Annotated in this window: 20 protein-coding genes; 11 read left to right on the forward strand and 9 right to left on the reverse strand. The window is 53.0% G+C overall.

From position 1 onward, the window contains the following. Nucleotides 1–33: 33 nt before the first annotated feature. The gene (gene argS, locus SK38_RS03795; RefSeq protein ID WP_048235196.1) at nt 34–1,767 is read right to left on the reverse strand and encodes an arginine--tRNA ligase; all 1,734 of its coding nucleotides are present in this window, start codon (nt 1,765–1,767) and stop codon (nt 34–36) included. A 238-nt stretch (nt 1,768–2,005) separates the two neighbouring features. On the opposite strand from argS, the gene SK38_RS03800 reads away from it, so the two are divergent. Then, nucleotides 2,006–2,572, forward strand: coding sequence for a VOC family protein (locus SK38_RS03800; protein ID WP_048235197.1), 567 nt, complete (start codon nt 2,006–2,008; stop codon nt 2,570–2,572). A gap of 2 nt (nt 2,573–2,574) precedes the next feature. Then, nucleotides 2,575–3,321 (forward strand): copper homeostasis protein CutC, encoded by a 747-nt coding sequence (gene cutC, locus SK38_RS03805; RefSeq protein ID WP_048235198.1) that lies wholly within the window; start codon nt 2,575–2,577, stop codon nt 3,319–3,321. A 234-nt stretch (nt 3,322–3,555) separates the two neighbouring features. Here the strand turns inward: cutC and cmoB are convergent, their stop codons facing one another. From cmoB to SK38_RS03830, 5 genes are all read right to left on the reverse strand, one after another. Further along, entirely contained in the window at nt 3,556–4,524 is a 969-nt protein-coding gene (gene cmoB / locus SK38_RS03810; protein WP_003833851.1) for a tRNA 5-methoxyuridine(34)/uridine 5-oxyacetic acid(34) synthase CmoB, read from the reverse strand. Further along, nucleotides 4,521–5,264 carry a carboxy-S-adenosyl-L-methionine synthase CmoA gene (gene cmoA, locus SK38_RS03815; protein ID WP_003034686.1) on the reverse strand — a complete coding sequence of 248 codons (744 nt, stop codon included), beginning with the start codon at nt 5,262–5,264 and terminating at the stop codon, nt 4,521–4,523. The genes cmoB and cmoA overlap by 4 nt, the downstream gene beginning before the upstream one ends. Nucleotides 5,265–5,304: 40 nt before the next feature. Further along, a complete protein-coding gene (locus SK38_RS03820) occupies nt 5,305–5,700 on the reverse strand; it encodes an MAPEG family protein (RefSeq protein ID WP_003833847.1) in 396 nt (131 codons plus the stop codon). A 174-nt stretch (nt 5,701–5,874) separates the two neighbouring features. After that, entirely contained in the window at nt 5,875–6,693 is an 819-nt protein-coding gene (locus SK38_RS03825) for a DUF72 domain-containing protein (RefSeq protein ID WP_048235199.1), read from the reverse strand. Then, a complete protein-coding gene (locus SK38_RS03830) occupies nt 6,690–7,256 on the reverse strand; it encodes a hydrolase (protein ID WP_048216172.1) in 567 nt (188 codons plus the stop codon). Before SK38_RS03830 ends, SK38_RS03825 begins: the two co-directional genes overlap by 4 nt. Before the next feature lie 287 nt (nt 7,257–7,543). Here SK38_RS03830 and aspS point away from each other — a divergent pair, with 287 nt between their 5' ends. From aspS to ruvB, 6 genes are all read left to right on the forward strand, one after another. After that, complete coding sequence (aspS, locus tag SK38_RS03835) at nt 7,544–9,316, forward strand: aspartate--tRNA ligase (protein WP_003833841.1); 1,773 nt, start codon at nt 7,544–7,546, stop codon at nt 9,314–9,316. A 1-nt stretch (nt 9,317) separates the two neighbouring features. Further along, a complete protein-coding gene (gene nudB, locus SK38_RS03840; protein ID WP_003034863.1) occupies nt 9,318–9,761 on the forward strand; it encodes a dihydroneopterin triphosphate diphosphatase in 444 nt (147 codons plus the stop codon). Nucleotides 9,762–9,789: 28 nt separating this feature from the next. Further along, nucleotides 9,790–10,533 carry a YebC/PmpR family DNA-binding transcriptional regulator gene (locus SK38_RS03845; RefSeq protein ID WP_003833836.1) on the forward strand — a complete coding sequence of 248 codons (744 nt, stop codon included), beginning with the start codon at nt 9,790–9,792 and terminating at the stop codon, nt 10,531–10,533. A gap of 34 nt (nt 10,534–10,567) precedes the next feature. Next, the gene (gene ruvC / locus SK38_RS03850; RefSeq protein WP_003034867.1) at nt 10,568–11,089 is read left to right on the forward strand and encodes a crossover junction endodeoxyribonuclease RuvC; all 522 of its coding nucleotides are present in this window, start codon (nt 10,568–10,570) and stop codon (nt 11,087–11,089) included. Nucleotides 11,090–11,169: 80 nt separating this feature from the next. Then, nucleotides 11,170–11,781, forward strand: a complete 612-nt coding sequence (gene ruvA, locus SK38_RS03855) for a Holliday junction branch migration protein RuvA (protein WP_003034869.1) — start codon at nt 11,170–11,172, stop codon at nt 11,779–11,781. Nucleotides 11,782–11,789: 8 nt separating this feature from the next. After that, entirely contained in the window at nt 11,790–12,800 is a 1,011-nt protein-coding gene (ruvB, locus tag SK38_RS03860) for a Holliday junction branch migration DNA helicase RuvB (protein ID WP_003034872.1), read from the forward strand. A 78-nt stretch (nt 12,801–12,878) separates the two neighbouring features. Here the strand turns inward: ruvB and znuB are convergent, their stop codons facing one another. Together znuB and znuC are read right to left on the reverse strand one after the other, a co-directional pair. Continuing rightward, nucleotides 12,879–13,664, reverse strand: coding sequence for a zinc ABC transporter permease subunit ZnuB (znuB, locus tag SK38_RS03865; RefSeq protein ID WP_003034874.1), 786 nt, complete (start codon nt 13,662–13,664; stop codon nt 12,879–12,881). After that, the gene (gene znuC, locus SK38_RS03870; RefSeq protein ID WP_048235200.1) at nt 13,661–14,416 is read right to left on the reverse strand and encodes a zinc ABC transporter ATP-binding protein ZnuC; all 756 of its coding nucleotides are present in this window, start codon (nt 14,414–14,416) and stop codon (nt 13,661–13,663) included. Before znuC ends, znuB begins: the two co-directional genes overlap by 4 nt. 78 nt (nt 14,417–14,494) lie before the next feature. Between znuC and znuA the strand changes: the two genes are divergently transcribed. The 3 genes from znuA to lpxM all read left to right on the forward strand — a co-directional run bounded on the left by znuA (nt 14,495) and on the right by lpxM (nt 17,865). Next, nucleotides 14,495–15,439 (forward strand): zinc ABC transporter substrate-binding protein ZnuA, encoded by a 945-nt coding sequence (gene znuA, locus SK38_RS03875; RefSeq protein WP_048225779.1) that lies wholly within the window; start codon nt 14,495–14,497, stop codon nt 15,437–15,439. A gap of 15 nt (nt 15,440–15,454) precedes the next feature. Then, a complete protein-coding gene (gene mepM, locus SK38_RS03880) occupies nt 15,455–16,774 on the forward strand; it encodes a murein DD-endopeptidase MepM (protein WP_003833825.1) in 1,320 nt (439 codons plus the stop codon). 119 nt (nt 16,775–16,893) lie between these two features. Further along, the gene (lpxM, locus tag SK38_RS03885) at nt 16,894–17,865 is read left to right on the forward strand and encodes a lauroyl-Kdo(2)-lipid IV(A) myristoyltransferase (RefSeq protein ID WP_048216176.1); all 972 of its coding nucleotides are present in this window, start codon (nt 16,894–16,896) and stop codon (nt 17,863–17,865) included. A 45-nt stretch (nt 17,866–17,910) separates the two neighbouring features. Here the strand turns inward: lpxM and pyk are convergent, their stop codons facing one another. Further along, entirely contained in the window at nt 17,911–19,353 is a 1,443-nt protein-coding gene (gene pyk, locus SK38_RS03890; RefSeq protein ID WP_003034890.1) for a pyruvate kinase, read from the reverse strand. Nucleotides 19,354–19,407 lie beyond the last annotated feature (54 nt).

Consider the following 19,407-nt stretch of genomic DNA (forward strand, 5'->3'; position numbering starts at 1 on the left):
ACATAGCGCGGGCTTTCACATTATTTGAAGTGATTACATACGTTCTACGGTTTCGATACCCAGTGTATCCAGACCCAGCTTCAGGGTTTTCGCCGTCAGCTGTGCCAGCTTCAGTCGGCTGTTACGAATCTCTTCGTTTTCAGCGCTGAGAATAGGGCAGTGCTCATAGAAGCCGGAGAACAGACCAGCAACGTCGTACAGGTAAGCACACATCACGTGTGGCGTACCTTCACGCGCAACGACGGTCAGCGTTTCTTCAAACTGCAGCAGACGCGCCGCCAGTTGAGCCTCGCGATCTTCGCTGATAACGACCTGCGCATTTGCCAGCGCGCTTTCGTCGATATCTGCTTTACGGAACACGGACAGTACGCGGGTATAAGCGTACTGCATATATGGCGCGGTGTTACCTTCGAACGCCAGCATGTTGTCCCAGTCGAAGATGTAGTCGGTGGTACGGTTTTTGGACAGATCCGCGTATTTCACTGCGCCGATACCGACCGCATTTGCCAGTTTTTCCAGTTCGTCGGCAGGCATGTCCGGGTTCTTCTCCGCGACCAGACGACGTGCGCGCTCCAGCGCTTCATCCAGCAGATCGGCCAGTTTAACCGTGCCGCCCGCACGGGTTTTGAACGGTTTACCGTCTTTGCCCAGCATCATACCGAACATGTGGTGTTCCAGCGGCACTGAATCTGGCACATAACCAGCTTTACGTACGATGGTCCAGGCCTGCATTAAGTGCTGATGCTGGCGAGAGTCGATGTAATAAAGTACGCGATCGGCATGCAGGGTTTCGTAACGATACTTGGCGCAGGCGATGTCGGTTGTGGTGTAGAGATAGCCGCCATCTTTCTTCTGAATGATAACGCCCATCGGTTCGCCTTCCTTGTTCTTATACTCATCAAGGAATACGACGGTAGCGCCTTCGCTTTCAACAGCCAGGCCTTTCGCCTTCAGATCGGCGACGATGCCAGGCAGCATCGGGTTGTACAGGCTCTCGCCCATGACGTCGTCACGGGTCAGGGTAACGTTGAGGCGATCGTAGGTTAACTGGTTCTGCGACATGGTAATGTCGACCAGTTTGCGCCACATCTCGCGGAAGTATTCGTCACCGCCTTGCAGTTTCACGACATAACTACGGGCGCGTTCAGCGAAGGCTTCATCTTCGTCGTAATGTTTTTTCGCATCACGGTAGAAACCTTCCAGGTCAGCCAGCGCCATCTCTCCGGCATTTTCCTGCTGCTGTTTTTCCAGCCATGCGATGAGCATACCGAACTGAGTACCCCAGTCGCCGACGTGGTTAGCGCGAATAACGTTGTGACCGAGGAACTCCAGCGTACGCACCGCCGCGTCACCGATGATGGTGGAACGCAGGTGACCAACGTGCATCTCTTTCGCTACGTTAGGCGCGGAGTAGTCAACCACGACGGTTTGTTTAGCCGGTTGAGTGACGCCCAGACGATCGGAAGCCAGCGCCTGCTGAACGTGCAGCGCCAGAAATGCTGGATCGAGAAAAATATTGATAAAGCCCGGGCCTGCAATTTCAACTTTGCTGGCAATCCCGTTGAGATCCAGATGAGTCAGCACCTGCTCAGCCAGTTGTCGCGGCGCCATACCCAGTTTTTTAGCGACAGCCATCATGCCGTTAGCTTGATAGTCGCCGAACTGTACTTTTGCTGACTGACGAACCTGCGGTTCGCAATCTGCAGGTGCGCCTGCAGCAATCATGGCCTGACTGACTTTTTCTGAGAGAAGAGCCTGAATATTCACCGGAATACCTTACATTTATGAAGCGGCCTAAAATTCACCGCACCAGTTTAAGAATTAAGGGCGGGAGTATACTGCAAATGCCCGTTGCCGTCAGCATTGTGTGTACCGCCAGTAGCCTGAAATATAAACAATGCAATGGCGTAAATTTATTCATGATGTGTTCGGAGAAAACAGCGGTTGGATGGCGCAGCGCAACAGAGTAAATTAGCGACTTTGAACATGGATATGAGCTTTTAATATGGCGAACTGGCAAACCGTTGCAGAACTACAGGATATTTCTGCTGATTTACCGCATTTCACGCAGGCATTAACGGAACTTTCTACCCGTCTTGGGCTGGATATCACAGGCCTGGAAGCCGATCACATTTCCTTGCGTTGCCATCAAAATACCACCGCAGAGCGCTGGCGTCGTGGGTTTGAACAGTGCGGTGAATTGTTGTCAGAAAACATCATTAACGGCAGACCTATTTGTCTTTTTAAACTGCATGAGCCGGTTTGTGTGCAACATTGGCAATTTTCCATCGTCGAACTGCCGTGGCCGGGCGAAAAACGCTACCCACATGAAGGCTGGGAACATATTGAAATTGTTCTGCCGGGAGAGGCGGGAACGCTGAATGCGCGAGCGCTGGCGCTGCTTTCCGATCACGGTCTGAGTCAACCGGGCATTTTTGTGAAAACCAGCTCGCCAAAAGGTGAGCGTGAGCGTTTACCGAATCCGACGCTGGCGGTTAGCGATGGTAGCGTGACGATAAAATTCCATCCGTGGTCGATTGAAACCATTGTGGCAAGCGAACGTCAGGAGTGAGCATGGCTATACTGGAAATCTGCTGTTACAGCATGGAGTGCGCGCGCACGGCGCAGCAAAACGGCGCGGATCGTATTGAACTATGCTCGGCACCCAAAGAAGGGGGCTTAACGCCGTCACTGGGCGTCTTGCGTTCCGTTCGCCAGCACATTTCGATTCCCGTCAATCCCATTATTCGCCCACGTGGAGGCGACTTTTGCTACACCGAAGGTGAATTTGCTGCAATGCTGGATGATATTGCGATGGTCAGGGAACTGGGATTCTCAGGGCTGGTGACCGGCATTTTAGATGTGGATGGCAATGTCGATATGCCGCGCATGGAGAAAATAATGATTGCCGCCGGTTCGCTGCAAGTCACTTTTCATCGGGCCTTTGATATGTGTGCTAACCCACTCAATGCGCTTAAAAAATTAGCTGATTTGGGCATTGCCAGAGTACTCACTTCAGGGCAAAAATCAGATGCGGCGCAAGGTTTAACAAAAATAATGGAACTTATTGCGCAGCCCGGTGCTCCAATCATTATGGCCGGAGCGGGGGTTCGCGCCTCGAATTTGTCCCTGTTCCTTGATGCTGGAGTGCAGGAAGTCCACAGTTCTGCCGGAGTATGGCTGGCTTCACCAATGCGTTATCGCAATTCGGGGTTGTCGATGTCTTCGGATGCGCAGGCGGATGAGTATTCGCGCTATGCGGTAGACGGGACGGCGGTTGCTGAAATGAAAGCAATCATTGCACACCATCAGGCCAACTGATTTTACCGTTGCATCATGTCGCCCAATATGATGCTTGCTCGTACCAGGCCCCTGCAATTTCAACAGGGGCCTTTTTTTCTCCTTCATATTTCAAGCCGCAGCAGCGTTGGCCGCCTCGCGCACCCCGGTCACGTAGTTATCTACGCTCCCGGGGATTTGCTACGTTGCCGCCTTGCTGCAACTTGAACTATTTTGGAGAAACGGTGCTATACGTAACGGTCATTCGGCAATCTATTACGGCTTACGCGCAATCAATACTGCGCGTAATGGGGCGGGGTAGCCTTCCACCGTTTTGCTGTGGTCGTTCGGGTCGAGGAAGTCGGCTAGCGACTCGGTTACCATCCACTCGGTGCGGCGTTGCTCTTCGGTGGTGGTGACGCAGACATCGGCGATGCGCACATCAACAAAACCGCATTTTTCCAGCCAGTTTTTTAAAGCCAACGCAGATGGAATAAAGTAGACGTTACGCATTTGCGCGTAGCGATCGCCCGGCACCAGAACGGTATTTTCATCACCTTCGACGACCAGCGTTTCCAGCACCAGCTCGCCATCTTTAACCAACTGATCCTTCAACTGCCACAGATGTTCCAGCGGCGATCGGCGGTGATAAAGCACGCCCATGGAGAACACGGTGTCAAAGGCGTTTAGCGCTGGAAGTTGCTCAATACCCAGCGGCAGCAGGTGAGCACGCTGGTCATTGCCCAGCAGTTTACGTACCGCCTCAAACTGGCACAGAAACAGTTGCGTAGGATCGATCCCAACCGCCAGATGCGCTCCAGCGCCAATCATGCGCCACATGTGATAACCACTGCCACAGCCAACATCAAGAATGGTACGGCCGGTGAGATCAGACAAGTGCGGCAGAACGCGATCCCACTTCCAGTCGGAACGCCATTCGGTATCGATGTTGACGCCGTACAGCGAGTACGGTCCTTTACGCCATGGCATCAGGTTACGCATCAGGGTGTCGATACGTTTAAGCTGGCCTTCGCTGAGCGGTTCTTTACTTTCTGCGGTAACGCTGTGCAGTAAGTCCAGACGATGCGGCGTCAGCTCGGGCAGAAACTCGACGGCGTTTGACCATTGTTTAAATAAACCATGCTGATCGCGCTGCCAGGCAGCGATTTGCGCCGGAAGCGTTTCCAGCCAATGGGACAGATGATTTTTGGCAATCAACTGATAAAAGTTACCAAAATCGATCATGCGCTAACCTCAGCTTTCAACGCCACCAGAGAGCCAAAGTTGAAGCACTGGAACCACAATTCGCTGTGCTCAAAGCCGGCCTGATGCAGTCGCGCTTTGTGCGTTTCTACCGAGTCGGTCAGCATCACGTTTTCCAGCATGCTGCGTTTCTGACTAATTTCCAGTTCGCTGTAGCCATTGGCCCGTTTGAAGTCGTGGTGCATGTTGAACAGCAGCTCGCCAACGTTAGCGTCTTCGAAACTGAATTTTTCAGACAGCACCAGCGCGCCGCCGGGATTCAACCCTTGATAAATCTTATCCAACAATGCCTGGCGCTCAGGTGGCTCAAGGAATTGCAGGGTAAAATTCAGCACCACCATCGAGGCGTTTTCGATAGTAATGTTGCGAATATCGCCTTCGACAACCTCAACCGGGGTCGGTGCCTTATAGGCGTCAATATGACGACGGCAGCGCTCAACCATCGCCGGGGAGTTATCGACGGCAATAATTTTGCAATTCTCGTGATGAATATTGCGACGCACCGAGAGCGTCGCCGCGCCCAGAGAACAGCCCAGATCGTAGACCTGCGTGTTGGGTTGTACGAAACGTTCGGCCAGCATGCCAATCATAGAAATGATATTGGAATAGCCAGGAACGGAACGCTGGATCATATCCGGGAAGACTTCAGCTACCCGTTCATCAAAGGTCCAGTCACCCAGACTGGCGATAGGCGCAGAAAAAAGCGTGTCGCGGTGAGACATAACGTAAAAATCCGGGAAAAATAAAGTGGCGTATTGTGCGCTAATGCAGGGAGAAAACCAACTCCCAGGGCATATACCAAAGATTCGCCAGCACCATTAGCAACAGCGAACACCAGGTTGCGCTCATGCCTGAACGGCGCCAGCGGAAAAGCCGGTGGTGGAATCCGTAATAATGCATCAGTCGTCCGGCAATCAACATCAACCCGCAAATATGCACCATCCACGTCTCTGCGCCGTTCATTTCCATAAATAACAGCAGCACTAACGCGACGGGAATATATTCCACCGCATTACCGTGAATGCGGATAGCGCTTTGCAGTTCGCTAAAACCTCCATCGCCATAGGCAACGCGATATTGCATGCGCAGGCGAACGACGTCAAAGGAGAACTTTATTAACAATAACGCACCCAATACGGCATAAAGCGCGCTTACCATACAAACTCCCTTTACTCGTCATACTTCAAGTTGCATGCGCGGTGGCTGTACTCGCTCCCCTCAGTCACTTACTAATGTAAGCTCCTGAGGATTCTCTCCCTTGCCATCTTCCTGCAACTCGAATTATTTAGAGTACGGTTGGGTTGATGGCACTGACTATGATAGGTGGCATTTTCAGAAAAGAGAAGATTGCTGTGGAATAGAGGGTGCTGATCCGATCTCTGGCAGGGCGCTGCGTAAATCTGCCCATAGCGTATCAACAAGCTCCGGGGCCTGCGCGATGTCCGGCGTATGCAAAAACAGATACGGCGTCGTGGTGCGTTGCCATAGCGATAGCTTGGTCAGCCAGACGGCAAAAAGCTCGCTGTTTTGTGCCATATTATCGCTACCGATAAAGCGTACCATCGGATGGTTTGCCGTCACCACCGCATGCACCGGAACCTTCGGTTTCTTGCGCTGGGCGTCACGTATTGCTTCAGTATGCGGGATTGCGGCATGCACCGGGCGGCTGTCCAGAATCACCCGGTTTACTCCGCGCTCGTGTAAACCGCGATTAAATAGCTGCTCGGCTTCGCCTTTGGCAAAGAAGTCTGGATGGCGAACTTCCACACCGTAGGTAAAGGAATTCGGGAGCACATCGAGAAACTGCCACAGGGCAGGCAGATCGCGTGGGCCAAAAGTCGCAGGTAATTGCAGCCAGTATTGTCCAATGCGCGATTCCAGCGGCGACATGCGCGTAAAAAATTCCTGTACCAGGTCATCACAATTACGCAGCGCAGCCTGATGCGAAATGGTCGCCGGAAATTTAAAACAAAATCGAAACGCATCGGTGGTCTGTGCCTGCCAGCGGGCAACAATATCGGATTTAGGCAGCGCATACAGCGTGGTATTGCCCTCCACGCAGTTAAAGTGGCGGGCATACTCTTCAAGGCTGGTGATCCCCAGACGCACCCATTTTGGATGCGACCACTGGGGTAAACCGATATAAATCATAGCGCTTGCAGAATCTCCTCCACGCTGCGAACGCGCGCAATGCGCGGGAAAATGTGGGTCATGCTGGCCTGGTGTTGCTCAGCACTGGCGGCGCTACAGGCATCCTCTGCAATGATAAGACTGAAACCCAGCTCCCACGCATTTCGCGCCGTCGACTCAACGCCAATGTTCGTCGAGATGCCGCACAGGACGATGGTATCAACACCCCGGCGACGCAGCTGCAATTCCAGATCGGTGCCATAGAAGGCTCCCCACTGGCGTTTAGTCACTTCGATATCGCTGGCGCATTTCCCCAAAGCAGCCGGGTAATGCCACCAGTTTTCAGGTAACGCTTTTGCCGGAGACTGAGCATCTACGGGTTGTTTCAGCGCTTCGGCGTAATCGTCAGACCAGCCGACGCGCACCATTACCACCGGGGAACCGTGGGCACGGAATTTTTCCGCCAACTGCGCGGCGCGGGTAACCACATCATGTGCCGTATGAGGGCCGCCAGCGAAAGGCAGGATCCCTTCCTGTAAATCAATTACGACAAGGGCGGTTGTTTTAGCGTTCAATTCCAGCATGGTCACTCCAGTAATAAAAGAATTCCGTTACACCTTAATCGCGAATCAGTGTGAAAGGGGCGACAATTTTTGTTATTTTTTGTGAGATTACGCAATGCCCGTCCAGGAAACAGGCGTACAGTCAGTACCGGACTGAGAGTCTATCCCAGTAGGCTCTTATCGTGCGGCAGAATTTCCAGTATAATAGCCGCCTTTTTTCATTCAGTTGTGACATTCAGCTAAAGCTGCGACTTCGTCATCTGCGAGACAGGTGACAATCCGCCTGCGGCAAAGTTAAGGGATATCTCATGCGTACAGAATATTGCGGACAGCTACGTCTGTCCCACGAGGGGCAGCAGGTGACTCTGTGTGGTTGGGTCAACCGTCGTCGTGATCTTGGTAGCCTGATCTTTATCGATATGCGCGACCGCGAAGGTATCGTGCAGGTATTTTTCGATCCGGACCGTGCGGACGCGTTAAAGCTGGCCTCCGAACTGCGTAATGAGTTCTGCATCCAGGTTACGGGCACCGTGCGTGCGCGTGACGCGAAAAACGTCAACGCCGATATGGCGACGGGCGAAATTGAAGTGCTGGCCTCCGATCTGACCATCATCAACCGTTCAGACTCGCTGCCGTTGGACTCTAACCACGTCAACACCGAAGAAGCGCGACTGAAGTATCGCTATTTAGATCTGCGTCGCCCTGAAATGGCGCAGCGCCTGAAAACGCGTGCCAAAATCACCAGTCTGGTGCGTCGTTTTATGGACGACCACGGCTTCCTCGACATCGAAACACCGATGCTGACCAAAGCGACGCCGGAAGGCGCGCGCGATTACCTGGTACCTTCTCGCGTACATAAAGGTAAATTCTACGCGCTGCCGCAATCACCTCAGTTGTTTAAACAGCTGCTGATGATGTCTGGCTTTGACCGCTACTATCAGATCGTTAAATGCTTCCGTGATGAAGACTTACGTGCTGACCGTCAGCCTGAATTTACCCAGATCGACGTTGAGACTTCCTTCATGACCGCACCGCAGGTGCGTGAAGTGATGGAAGCGCTGGTGCGTAATCTGTGGCTGGAAGTGAAAGGTGTCGATCTGGGTGATTTCCCGATCATGACCTTTGCCGAAGCTGAGCGTCGTTACGGTTCCGATAAACCAGACCTGCGTAACCCGATGGAGCTGGTTGACGTCGCCGATCTGGTGAAAGACGTTGAGTTCGCAGTGTTCTCTGGCCCGGCAAACGATGCGAAAGGCCGCGTAGCTGCTCTGCGTGTACCGGGCGGTGCTGCGCTGAGCCGTAAGCAGATCGACGATTACGGTAACTTTATCAAGATTTACGGCGCGAAAGGCCTGGCTTACATCAAAGTCACCGAACGTGCGAAAGGTCTGGAAGGTATTACCAGCCCAGTTGCTAAGTTCCTGAACGCAGAAATTGTGGAAGCGATTCTGGCACGTACCGGTGCACAAGACGGCGACATGATTTTCTTCGGTGCCGACAACAAGAAAGTAGTTGCCGACGCGATGGGCGCGCTGCGTTTGAAACTGGGTAAAGACCTGAACATCACCGACGAAGCCAAATGGGCGCCGCTGTGGGTTATCGACTTCCCAATGTTTGAAGACGATGGTGAAGGCGGCCTGACCGCAATGCACCACCCGTTCACCGCGCCGAAAGATATGACGGCCGCTGAGCTGAAAGCAGCGCCGGAAGACGCGGTTGCCAACGCGTACGATATGGTCATCAACGGCTACGAAGTAGGCGGCGGTTCCGTGCGTATTCACAACGGCGACATGCAGCAAACCGTATTCGGTATTCTGGGCATTAATGAGCAAGAACAGCGTGAGAAATTCGGCTTCCTGCTGGATGCGCTAAAATATGGTACACCGCCGCATGCTGGCCTGGCGTTTGGTCTGGACCGTCTGACTATGCTGTTGACCGGTACTGACAACATTCGTGACGTTATTGCTTTCCCGAAAACTACGGCTGCAGCGTGTCTGATGACTGAAGCGCCAAGCTTTGCCAACGCAGCTGCGCTGGCGGAACTGAGCATTCAGGTTGTTAAGAAGGCCGAGAATAACTGATATGACATATAAACAGCCTGTCTCGGTGTTAGTCGTGATTTATGCAAAGGACACCGGGAGAGTGCTGATGTTACAGCGACGCGACGATCCTGATTTCTGGCAGTCGGTCACCGGCAGCCTTGAAGAAGGTGAAACCGCGTCGCAAGCCGCTATGCGCGAAGTAAAGGAAGAGGTCGCCATTGATGTTGCATCTGAGCAACTGACCTTAATTGACTGTCAGCGCACGGTGGAGTTTGAGATTTTTAGCCATTTACGTCATCGCTATGCACCGGGAATTGAACGTAATACTGAATCCTGGTTTTGCCTGGCACTTCCCTCAGAACGAGAGATCGTGTTCACCGAACATCTGACCTATCGTTGGGTTAATGCGGTTGAAGCCGCCCAATTAACCAAGTCGTGGAGTAACCGGCAGGCGATTGAAGAGTTTGTAATTAACGTCGCCTGAAAAGGCGCGCTTTTTGGAGATATTATTTATGGCAGGTCATAGTAAATGGGCCAACACCAGACACCGTAAAGCAGCGCAGGATGCTAAACGCGGTAAAATTTTCACCAAAATAATACGTGAGCTGGTGACGGCGGCTAAACTGGGCGGCGGCGATCCGGATGCTAACCCGCGTCTGCGTGCAGCGGTTGATAAAGCGCTGGCTAACAACATGACCCGTGACACCCTGAACCGTGCAATCGCGCGCGGTGTGGGTGGTGATGAAGATTCCAACATGGAAACCATCATCTATGAAGGTTACGGTCCTGGCGGTACAGCCGTTATGATTGAATGTCTGTCTGACAACCGTAACCGTACCGTTGCGGAAGTGCGTCACGCGTTCACGAAAACGGGTGGTAACCTCGGTACCGACGGTTCCGTGGCTTACCTGTTCAGCAAAAAAGGCGTGATCTCCTTTGAACAGGGCGACGAAGACGCCATCATGGAAGCGGCGCTGGAAGCAGGTGCTGAAGACGTTGTGACCTTCGACGACGGCGCAATTGACGTTTACACCGCGTGGGAAGAGATGGGCAAAGTGCGTGACGCGCTGGAAGCGGCTGGTCTGAAAGCGGACGCAGCTGAAGTGTCTATGATCCCATCCACCAAAGCGGATATGGATGCAGAAACAGCGCCGAAGCTGATGCGTCTGATCGATATGCTGGAAGACTGCGACGACGTGCAGGAAGTTTACCACAACGGTGAAATCTCCGATGAGGTTGCTGCCACCTTAGAATGATGTGGTTAAGCCATAAAATAACAGGAGATGCGTGATGTCTATTATTCTCGGCATTGACCCGGGGTCTCGCATCACCGGTTATGGCGTTATTCGTCAGGTCGGCAGGCAACTGACCTACCTCGGCAGCGGCTGCATTCGCACCAAAGTCGACGATCTCCCGTCACGTCTGAAGTTGATTTACGCGGGCGTGACGGAAATCATCACCCAGTTTCAGCCGGACTATTTTGCCATTGAGCAGGTTTTTATGGCGAAGAACGCCGACTCGGCGCTAAAGCTGGGACAGGCTCGCGGCGTGGCAATCGTTGCGGCGACCAATCAGGATCTACCGGTCTTTGAATACGCGGCCCGCCAGGTAAAACAGACCGTGGTGGGGATCGGTAGCGCGGAAAAAAGCCAGGTCCAGCATATGGTACGCACGCTGCTAAAACTCCCGGCGAATCCGCAAGCAGATGCCGCGGATGCGCTGGCGATTGCCATTACCCACTGCCATGTCAGTCAGAACGCCATGCAAATGAGCGAGTCGAGGCTGAATTTGGCGCGAGGTCGGTTACGTTAGTGACAAATGAGGCTGGATATCTATCCAGCCTTTTTTTATGATAGCGCATTACCTTTTAGCCCTTAACGCAGGAGCGTCACGTGATAGGCAGACTCAGAGGCATCATTATTGAAAAACAACCCCCGTTGGTCCTTCTGGAAACGGGCGGGGTAGGCTATGAAGTGCATATGCCGATGACCTGTTTCTACGAGTTGCCGGAAGCCGGGCAAGAAGCGATTATTTTCACCCATTTTGTGGTGCGAGAAGATGCTCAGCTATTGTATGGCTTTAACAACAAGCAAGAGCGCACGCTGTTTAAAGAGTTAATCAAAACCAATGGCGTGGGGCCGAAGCTGGCGCTGGCGATCCTCTCCGGTATGTCTGCTCAGCAGTTCGTTAATGCCGTAGAGCGCGAAGAGCTGGGCGCGCTGGTGAAATTACCGGGTATTGGTAAGAAAACCGCAGAACGCCTGATTGTAGAAATGAAAGACCGCTTTAAAGGTTTGCATGGTGATCTCTTTACACCAGCAGCGGATCTGGTCCTGACGTCTCCGGCAAGCCCGACAACGGACGACGCCGAGCAGGAAGCGGTTGCTGCGCTGGTGGCGTTGGGCTATAAACCACAGGAAGCCAGCCGCATGGTGAGCAAAATTGCCCGCCCTGATGCCAGCAGTGAAACCCTGATTCGTGAAGCGCTTCGCGCGGCATTGTGAGGTAACGGATGATTGAAGCAGATCGCCTGATTTCGGCTGTCAGCACTACCCCTGAAGATCTGGTGGATCGTGCGATTCGCCCAAAATTGCTGGAAGAGTATATTGGCCAGCCTCAGGTTCGTTCGCAAATGGAGATTTTTATCCAGGCGGCGAAGCTGCGCGGTGATGCTCTCGATCACCTGCTGATTTTCGGTCCTCCTGGTCTTGGTAAAACTACGCTTGCCAATATTGTCGCCAATGAAATGGGCGTTAATCTGCGCACCACGTCTGGTCCGGTACTGGAAAAAGCGGGTGATCTGGCGGCAATGCTTACCAACCTTGAACCCCACGATGTGCTGTTTATCGATGAAATTCATCGTCTGTCACCGGTGGTGGAAGAGGTGTTGTATCCGGCGATGGAAGATTATCAGCTGGATATCATGATTGGTGAAGGACCGGCTGCCCGTTCGATTAAGATCGATCTGCCGCCGTTCACGCTAATTGGGGCGACGACGCGCGCCGGGTCGTTAACCTCTCCGCTGCGTGACCGTTTTGGTATTGTGCAGCGCCTGGAGTTCTATCAGGTGGCAGACCTGCAGCACATTGTTGGGCGCAGTGCGCGTTTTATGGGTCTGGAAATGAGCGATGAAGGTGCGCTGGAAGTGGCACGCCGCGCTCGCGGTACACCGCGTATCGCCAACCGCTTATTACGCCGGGTACGCGATTTCGCCGAAGTGAAGCATGACGGCACAATTTCAGCAGATATTGCCGCCCAGGCGCTGGATATGCTCAATGTGGATGCGGAAGGATTCGATTATATGGACCGTAAGCTGCTGCTGGCGGTTATCGATAAATTCTTTGGCGGGCCGGTAGGACTGGATAACCTGGCAGCGGCGATTGGGGAAGAGCGTGAAACCATTGAGGACGTGCTGGAGCCGTATCTGATTCAGCAAGGTTTTCTACAGCGTACGCCGCGTGGACGTATGGCAACCGTGCGCGCCTGGAACCATTTTGGCATTACACCGCCACAGATGCCTTAATGCCTGATGTCGCGACGCTCATCAGGCCTGGGCGATTTTGTGGGCCCGGTAAGCGCAGCGCCACCGGGCAACGCATGCTTAGCTCGCTTGCTTTTTCATCATGCTGAAAATAAACAGCAGCGCGGCGCACAGCACCACGGAAGGACCTGCCGGGGTGTCATAGAAGGCCGAGAAGGTCAGCCCGCCTGTAACCGCTATCATTCCCACTCCAACGGCAACCCCTGCCATCTGCTCCGGCGTACGGGCAAAGCGACGGGCGGTCGCCGCAGGGATGATAAGCAGTGAGGTGATAATCAGCGCCCCGACAAACTTCATCGCCACGCCAATCGTTAACGCCGTAACCAGCATCAGCAGCAGCTTCACGCGTTGCAGCTTCACACCATCGACAAATGCCAGATCCGGACTGATGGTCATCGACAGCAGGTTACGCCATTGCCAGAACAGAATCGCCAGAACAATAACCACGCCGATGGCGATGGAGATAAGATCTTCAGGCGTTACGGCGAGCAAATCACCAAACAGGTAAGCCATCAGATCCACACGGATGTTGGACATCAGGCTGACAACAACCAGCCCCAATGACAATGCGCTGTGCGCCATAATACCCAGTAAAGTATCGATCGCGAGGTGAGGGCGCTTCTCCAGCCATACCAGACCGCCAGCCAGCAACAGGGTGACGGCGATAACCGCATAGAAAGGGTTTACATCCAGCAGCAGGCCAAAGGCGACCCCCAGCAGCGAAGCATGGGCCAGCGTATCACCGAAATAAGACATTCGACGCCAGACGACGAACGAGCCGAGTGGGCCAGCGGCACAGGCCAGCATGATCCCAGCTAACCAGCCGGGTAATAACAATTCAATCATGAGTGACCATTTCCCCGGCGTAAGACGATACGACCCTGTAAATCGTGGCGGTGATTGTGATTATGACGGTAAATTCCGAGTTGTTCGGCGCCGCGTTGCCCGAACATTGAGATGAATTCCGGGTGCATAGAAACCACTTCAGGCGCACCGGAACAGCAAATATGATGGTTCAGGCACAGTACCTCATCGGTTTTGGCCATCACCAGATGCAGGTCATGGGAAACCATCAGTACGGCGCAATCCAGTTCACGTCGCAACTGGTCGATAAGGTCGTACAGTGCGACCTGCCCATTGACATCCACGCCCTGAGTTGGTTCATCGAGCACCAGTAGCTGAGGTTTATTCAATAAAGCACGGGCCAGCAGGACGCGTTGTGTTTCCCCGCCAGAGAGCTTTTGCATCGGTGCATCCATCAGATGCCCGGCTTGAACGCGCTTCAGTGCCGGAAGGATATCCTCTTTTTTGGTACCGGGACGTAAGCGCATAAACCGACTTACCGACAGTGGCAGCGTAGTATCGAGGTACAGTTTTTGCGGTACATAGCCAATCCGCAATTGACCATTACGCTTGATTACTCCCTCATCAGCCGCTACCAGCCCTAATACAACGCGCACCAGCGTAGACTTCCCGGCACCATTTGGGCCGAGAAGCGTTAAAATTTTACCGGGTCGAAGTTCAAGCGATACGTCAGACAGGACGCGGCGTTGACCATAAGAGACCGAGACATTTTCCAGTGAAACCAAAGTCGTCATATCAATTTTAGTCTTGCAGAAGTTATAGAATGTTATAATATCACATTTCTTACATTCAATACGATGATTGGTCGCATTATGTTACATAAAAATACGCTTCTTTTCGCAGCATTATCCGCTGCTCTTTGGGGTAGTGCAACACAGGCAGCAAATGCCGCTGTGGTGGCCTCACTCAAGCCACTGGGGTTTATTGCTTCAGCCATTGCAGACGGGGTAACAGACACTGAGGTTCTCCTGCCTGACGGGGCTTCCGAACATGACTATTCACTGCGTCCATCAGACGTAAAACGCTTACAGGGCGCGGACTTAGTTGTTTGGATTGGACCTGAGATGGAAGCGTTTATGGAAAAGTCAGTCAAGAATATTCCTAACGCGAAACAGGTAACGATTGCGCAGCTCAATGACGTGAAACCGTTACTCATGAAAGGTGCCGATGACGACGATGACGATCATGGACACAATGATGCTGGCGGTGAAAAAAGTGACGAGCATCACCATCATGGCGATTACAACATGCATCTTTGGCTTTCCCCAGAGATAGCGCGGGCCTCAGCGGTTGCAATCCATGAAAAATTAGTGGAACTTATGCCGCAAAGTCGAGCCAAACTTGACGCCAACCTGAAGGATTTTGAGGCACAATTAGCCGCAACCGATAAGCAGGTAGGTAACGAGCTCGCACCGCTCAAGGGAAAAGGTTATTTCGTTTTTCATGACGCCTATGGCTACTACGAAAAACACTACGGACTAACACCGCTTGGTCACTTTACCGTGAACCCTGAGATTCAACCTGGTGCGCAGCGTTTACATGAAATAAGAACACAGTTGGTTGAGCAAAAAGCAACCTGCGTTTTTGCTGAGCCACAGTTCAGGCCAGCGGTCGTTGAAGCCGTCGCGAGAGGGACATCCGTTCGAATGGGAACGTTGGATCCGCTCGGAACGAATATCAAACTGGGTAAAACAAGCTATTCAGCGTTTTTGAACCAATTAGCCAACCAGTATGCGAGCTGCCTGAAAGGAGATTAATGAGGAAGTGAATACGTGCAACAGATAGCCCGCTCTGTCGCTCTGGCATTTAATAATCTGCCGCGACCCCATCGCGTTATGCTGGGGTCGCTTACCGTACTGACATTGGCCGTCGCCGTCTGGCGGCCTTATGTTTACCATCCCGATTCAGCACCCATCGTTAAAACTATCGAGCTGGAAAAAAGCGAAATTCGTTCACTGTTGCCTGAGGCCAGTGAACCTATCGATCAGGCCGCGCAGGAAGACGAAGCCATTCCGCAGGATGAACTGGATGACAAAACGTCTGGTGAAGCCGGCGTGCATGAGTATGTCGTCTCCACAGGCGATACACTGAGCAGTATTCTGAATCAGTACGGCATCGATATGGGCGACATCAGTCAGCTCGCTGCTTCCGATAAAGAACTGCGCAATCTGAAAATTGGTCAGCAGTTATCCTGGACCTTAAGCGCGGAAGGTGACCTGCAGCGTCTGACCTGGGAAGTGTCCCGCCGTGAAACCCGCACTTACGATCGCACTGCGACAGGTTTCAAAATGAGCAGCGAAATGCAGCAGGGCGATTGGGTTAACAGCCGTATCAAAGGCACGGTGGGCGGAAGCTTCGTCGCCAGCGCCAAAGAGGCCGGACTGACCAGCTCTGAAATCAGCGCGGTGATTAAGGCCATGCAGTGGCAGATGGATTTCCGCAAACTGAAAAAAGGCGATGAGTTCTCAGTGCTGATGTCTCGCGAAATGCTGGACGGTAAGCGCGAGCAAAGCCAGCTGCTGGGCGTGCGTTTACGTTCTGAAGGCAAAGACTATTACGCCATCCGTGCTGAAGACGGTAAGTTCTATGACCGTAACGGTACCGGGCTGGCGAAAGGCTTCATGCGTTTCCCGACGGCGAAACAGTTCCGCATCTCCTCGAACTTTAACCCGCGTCGCCTGAATCCGGTGACTGGACGCGTAGCGCCACACAAAGGTGTCGACTTTGCGATGCCGCAGGGGACGCCTGTACTGTCGGTAGGCGATGGTGAAGTGGTTGTAGCGAAGCGTAGCGGCGCTGCCGGATACTATGTTGCGGTACGTCATGGTCGCACTTACACCACCCGTTATATGCACCTACGTAAGCTGTTGGTGAAACCAGGTCAAAAAGTGAAACGTGGCGATCGTATCGCGCTGTCAGGTAACACGGGACGTTCAACTGGTCCGCATCTGCACTACGAAGTGTGGATCAACCAGCAGGCCGTGAACCCTCTGACGGCTAAACTGCCGCGTACAGAAGGTCTGACCGGCTCGGATCGCACCGATTATCTGGCGCAGGTGAAAGAAGTTATGCCTCAGCTACGTTTTGATTAATTAGCACACTGATAAAGCCGGTACGCGATGCGTGCCGGCTTTTTTATTTTGTACGGCGCACGGTGCGCCGCTACACTATCAGCAGATTTACTTTTCGCGGCACCAGACACTGGAAGAGCATGGAAACGAAAAAAAAGAATATTGAGTATATCCCTGAGTTTCATAAATCATTTCGCCATCCGCGCTACTGGGGCGCCTGGCTGGGTGTAGCGGCGATAGCTGGGATTGCGTTAACGCCAGCGTCATTTCGCGATCCTATTCTGGCAAAGCTCGGACGGATGGTTGGACGCTTGGGAAAAAGCTCACGTCGCAGAGCGCTGATCAATTTATCCCTTTGTTTTCCTGAACGCAGCGAAGCTGAGCGCGAAGCCATTGTTGATGAGATGTTCGCGACCGCCCCTCAGGCGATGGTCATGATGGCGGAACTCGCCCTGCGCGGGCCGGAGAAAATTCAGAATCGGGTTGACTGGCAGGGCCTTGAAATCATCGAAGAGATGCGCCGCAACGATGAAAAAGTGATTTTTCTCGTTCCTCATGGCTGGGGCGTAGATATCCCGGCGATGCTGATGGCTTCCCAGGGACAGAAAATGGCAGCAATGTTCCACAATCAGGGAAACCCGGTATTTGATTACGTCTGGAACACGGTACGCCGTCGTTTCGGAGGTCGATTACATGCGCGTAATGATGGCATCAAACCGTTTATTCAGTCTGTACGTCAGGGATATTGGGGATACTACCTCCCGGATCAGGACCACGGGCCTGAGCACAGCGAGTTTGTCGATTTTTTTGCTACCTATAAAGCAACGTTACCGGCAATTGGTCGCTTGATGAAGGTCTGCCACGCGCGTGTAGTGCCGCTGTTTCCGGTGTATGACGGTAAAACTCACCGCCTGACGATTAAGGTCCGTCCTCCGATGGATGACATCCTGACAGCGGATGACCACACCATTGCCAGACGAATGAACGAAGAGGTGGAGATTTTTGTCACGCCTCATGTCGAACAATACACCTGGATACTGAAACTGCTTAAGACGCGTAAACCCGGCGAGATTGAGCCCTATAAGCGCAAAGATCTCTATCCGAAGAAATAAAAAAAAGCCTCTCAAACGAGAGGCTTTTTACATCAAACTCTGGTGTTACTCGACGGTCAGGATACGCGTGGTGTTAGTTGAGCCAATGGTGCTCATCACATCGCCCTGTGTCACGATCACCAGATCGCCGGAAACCAGATAGCCTTTATCGCGCAGCAGGTTCACTGCTTCATTGGCGGCAACGACGCCATCTGTTTCGCTGTCAAAGTGAACCGGGGTGACACCGCGATACAGAGAGGTCAGATTCAACGTACGTTCATGACGAGACATCGCGAAAATTGGCAGACCGGAACTGATACGAGAAGTCATCAGCGCAGTACGACCAGACTCCGTCATAGCGATGATAGCGGTGACCCCTTTCAGGTGGTTAGCAGCGTACATCGCTGACATCGCAATCGCTTCTTCAACGTTATCAAACTGCACGTCAAGGCGGTGTTTAGAGACGTTGATGCTTGGGATCTTCTCTGCGCCCAGGCAAACGCGCGCCATTGCCGCGACGGTTTCCGCCGGGTACTGACCTGCTGCTGTTTCGGCAGAGAGCATTACGGCATCGGTGCCGTCGAGGACGGCGTTAGCCACGTCCATCACTTCCGCACGAGTCGGCATTGGGTTGGTGATCATCGACTCCATCATCTGTGTGGCGGTGATGACCGCACGGTTCAGCTGACGCGCACGGCGAATCAACGCTTTCTGAATACCTACCAGCTCAGGGTCACCGATTTCAACACCCAGGTCGCCACGGGCTACCATCACTACGTCAGAAGCCAAGATGATGTCATCCATCGCATTCTGGTCGCAGACGGCTTCTGCACGTTCTACCTTGGCGACAATTTTCGCATCGCAACCGGCGTCGCGCGCCAGACGGCGGGCATAGTTTAGATCTTCGCCGCAACGCGGGAAGGAGACAGCCAAATAGTCAACGCTGATTTGCGCAGCGGTAATGATGTCGGCTTTGTCTTTTTCGGTCAGGGCTTCAGCAGAGAGACCGCCGCCCAGTTTGTTGATGCCCTTGTTATTGGACAGCGGGCCACCGACAGTGACTTCGGTGAAGACTTTCATGCCCTGAACTTCCAGCACTTTAAGCTGTACGCGACCGTCGTCGAGCAGCAGGATATCGCCAGGCACGACGTCTGCAGGCAGTCCCTTATAATCAATGCCGACTTTTTCTTTGTCGCCTTCGCCTTTACCGAGGTTGGCGTCTAACAGGAACTTGTCGCCAACATTAAGAAAAACTTTACCTTCTTTAAAGGTAGATACGCGGATTTTAGGTCCCTGCAGGTCACCCAAAATAGCTACATGACGTCCCAGTTTTGCGGCAATTTCACGGACCTTATCCGCCCGCAGTTTGTGATCTTCTGGAGAGCCGTGGGAAAAGTTCATACGTACGACGTTCGCACCCGCGGCGATAATCTTCTCAAGGTTGTTATCGCGGTCAGTTGCCGGGCCTAACGTGGTAACGATTTTGGTTCTGCGAAGCCTTCTGGACATGTAATACTCCGTTGACTGAAACAACTAGGTGTTGCGTGAACATTAATCCGGCCG

This window comes from Citrobacter sp. MGH110, assembly GCF_001037515.1.
GTDB lineage: Bacteria > Pseudomonadota > Gammaproteobacteria > Enterobacterales > Enterobacteriaceae > Citrobacter > Citrobacter portucalensis.

Bases quoted from the DNA above. Each gene is read 5' to 3' on its own strand.
- znuB (WP_003034874.1), bottom strand. From the start codon at position 13,664: ATGATTGAATTGTTATTACCCGGCTGGTTAGCTGGGATCATGCTGGCC.
- SK38_RS03845 (WP_003833836.1), top strand. From the start codon at position 9,790: ATGGCAGGTCATAGTAAATGGGCCAACACCAGACACCGTAAAGCAGCG.
- SK38_RS03825 (WP_048235199.1), bottom strand. From the start codon at position 6,693: ATGATTTATATCGGTTTACCCCAGTGGTCGCATCCAAAATGGGTGCGT.
- znuC (WP_048235200.1), bottom strand. From the start codon at position 14,416: ATGACGACTTTGGTTTCACTGGAAAATGTCTCGGTCTCTTATGGTCAA.
- cutC (WP_048235198.1), top strand. From the start codon at position 2,575: ATGGCTATACTGGAAATCTGCTGTTACAGCATGGAGTGCGCGCGCACG.
- nudB (WP_003034863.1), top strand. From the start codon at position 9,318: ATGACATATAAACAGCCTGTCTCGGTGTTAGTCGTGATTTATGCAAAG.
- SK38_RS03820 (WP_003833847.1), bottom strand. From the start codon at position 5,700: ATGGTAAGCGCGCTTTATGCCGTATTGGGTGCGTTATTGTTAATAAAG.
- znuA (WP_048225779.1), top strand. From the start codon at position 14,495: ATGTTACATAAAAATACGCTTCTTTTCGCAGCATTATCCGCTGCTCTT.
- aspS (WP_003833841.1), top strand. From the start codon at position 7,544: ATGCGTACAGAATATTGCGGACAGCTACGTCTGTCCCACGAGGGGCAG.
- cmoB (WP_003833851.1), bottom strand. From the start codon at position 4,524: ATGATCGATTTTGGTAACTTTTATCAGTTGATTGCCAAAAATCATCTG.
- SK38_RS03830 (WP_048216172.1), bottom strand. From the start codon at position 7,256: ATGCTGGAATTGAACGCTAAAACAACCGCCCTTGTCGTAATTGATTTA.
- lpxM (WP_048216176.1), top strand. From the start codon at position 16,894: ATGGAAACGAAAAAAAAGAATATTGAGTATATCCCTGAGTTTCATAAA.
- cmoA (WP_003034686.1), bottom strand. From the start codon at position 5,264: ATGTCTCACCGCGACACGCTTTTTTCTGCGCCTATCGCCAGTCTGGGT.
- SK38_RS03800 (WP_048235197.1), top strand. From the start codon at position 2,006: ATGGCGAACTGGCAAACCGTTGCAGAACTACAGGATATTTCTGCTGAT.
- pyk (WP_003034890.1), bottom strand. From the start codon at position 19,353: ATGTCCAGAAGGCTTCGCAGAACCAAAATCGTTACCACGTTAGGCCCG.
- ruvC (WP_003034867.1), top strand. From the start codon at position 10,568: ATGTCTATTATTCTCGGCATTGACCCGGGGTCTCGCATCACCGGTTAT.
- ruvB (WP_003034872.1), top strand. From the start codon at position 11,790: ATGATTGAAGCAGATCGCCTGATTTCGGCTGTCAGCACTACCCCTGAA.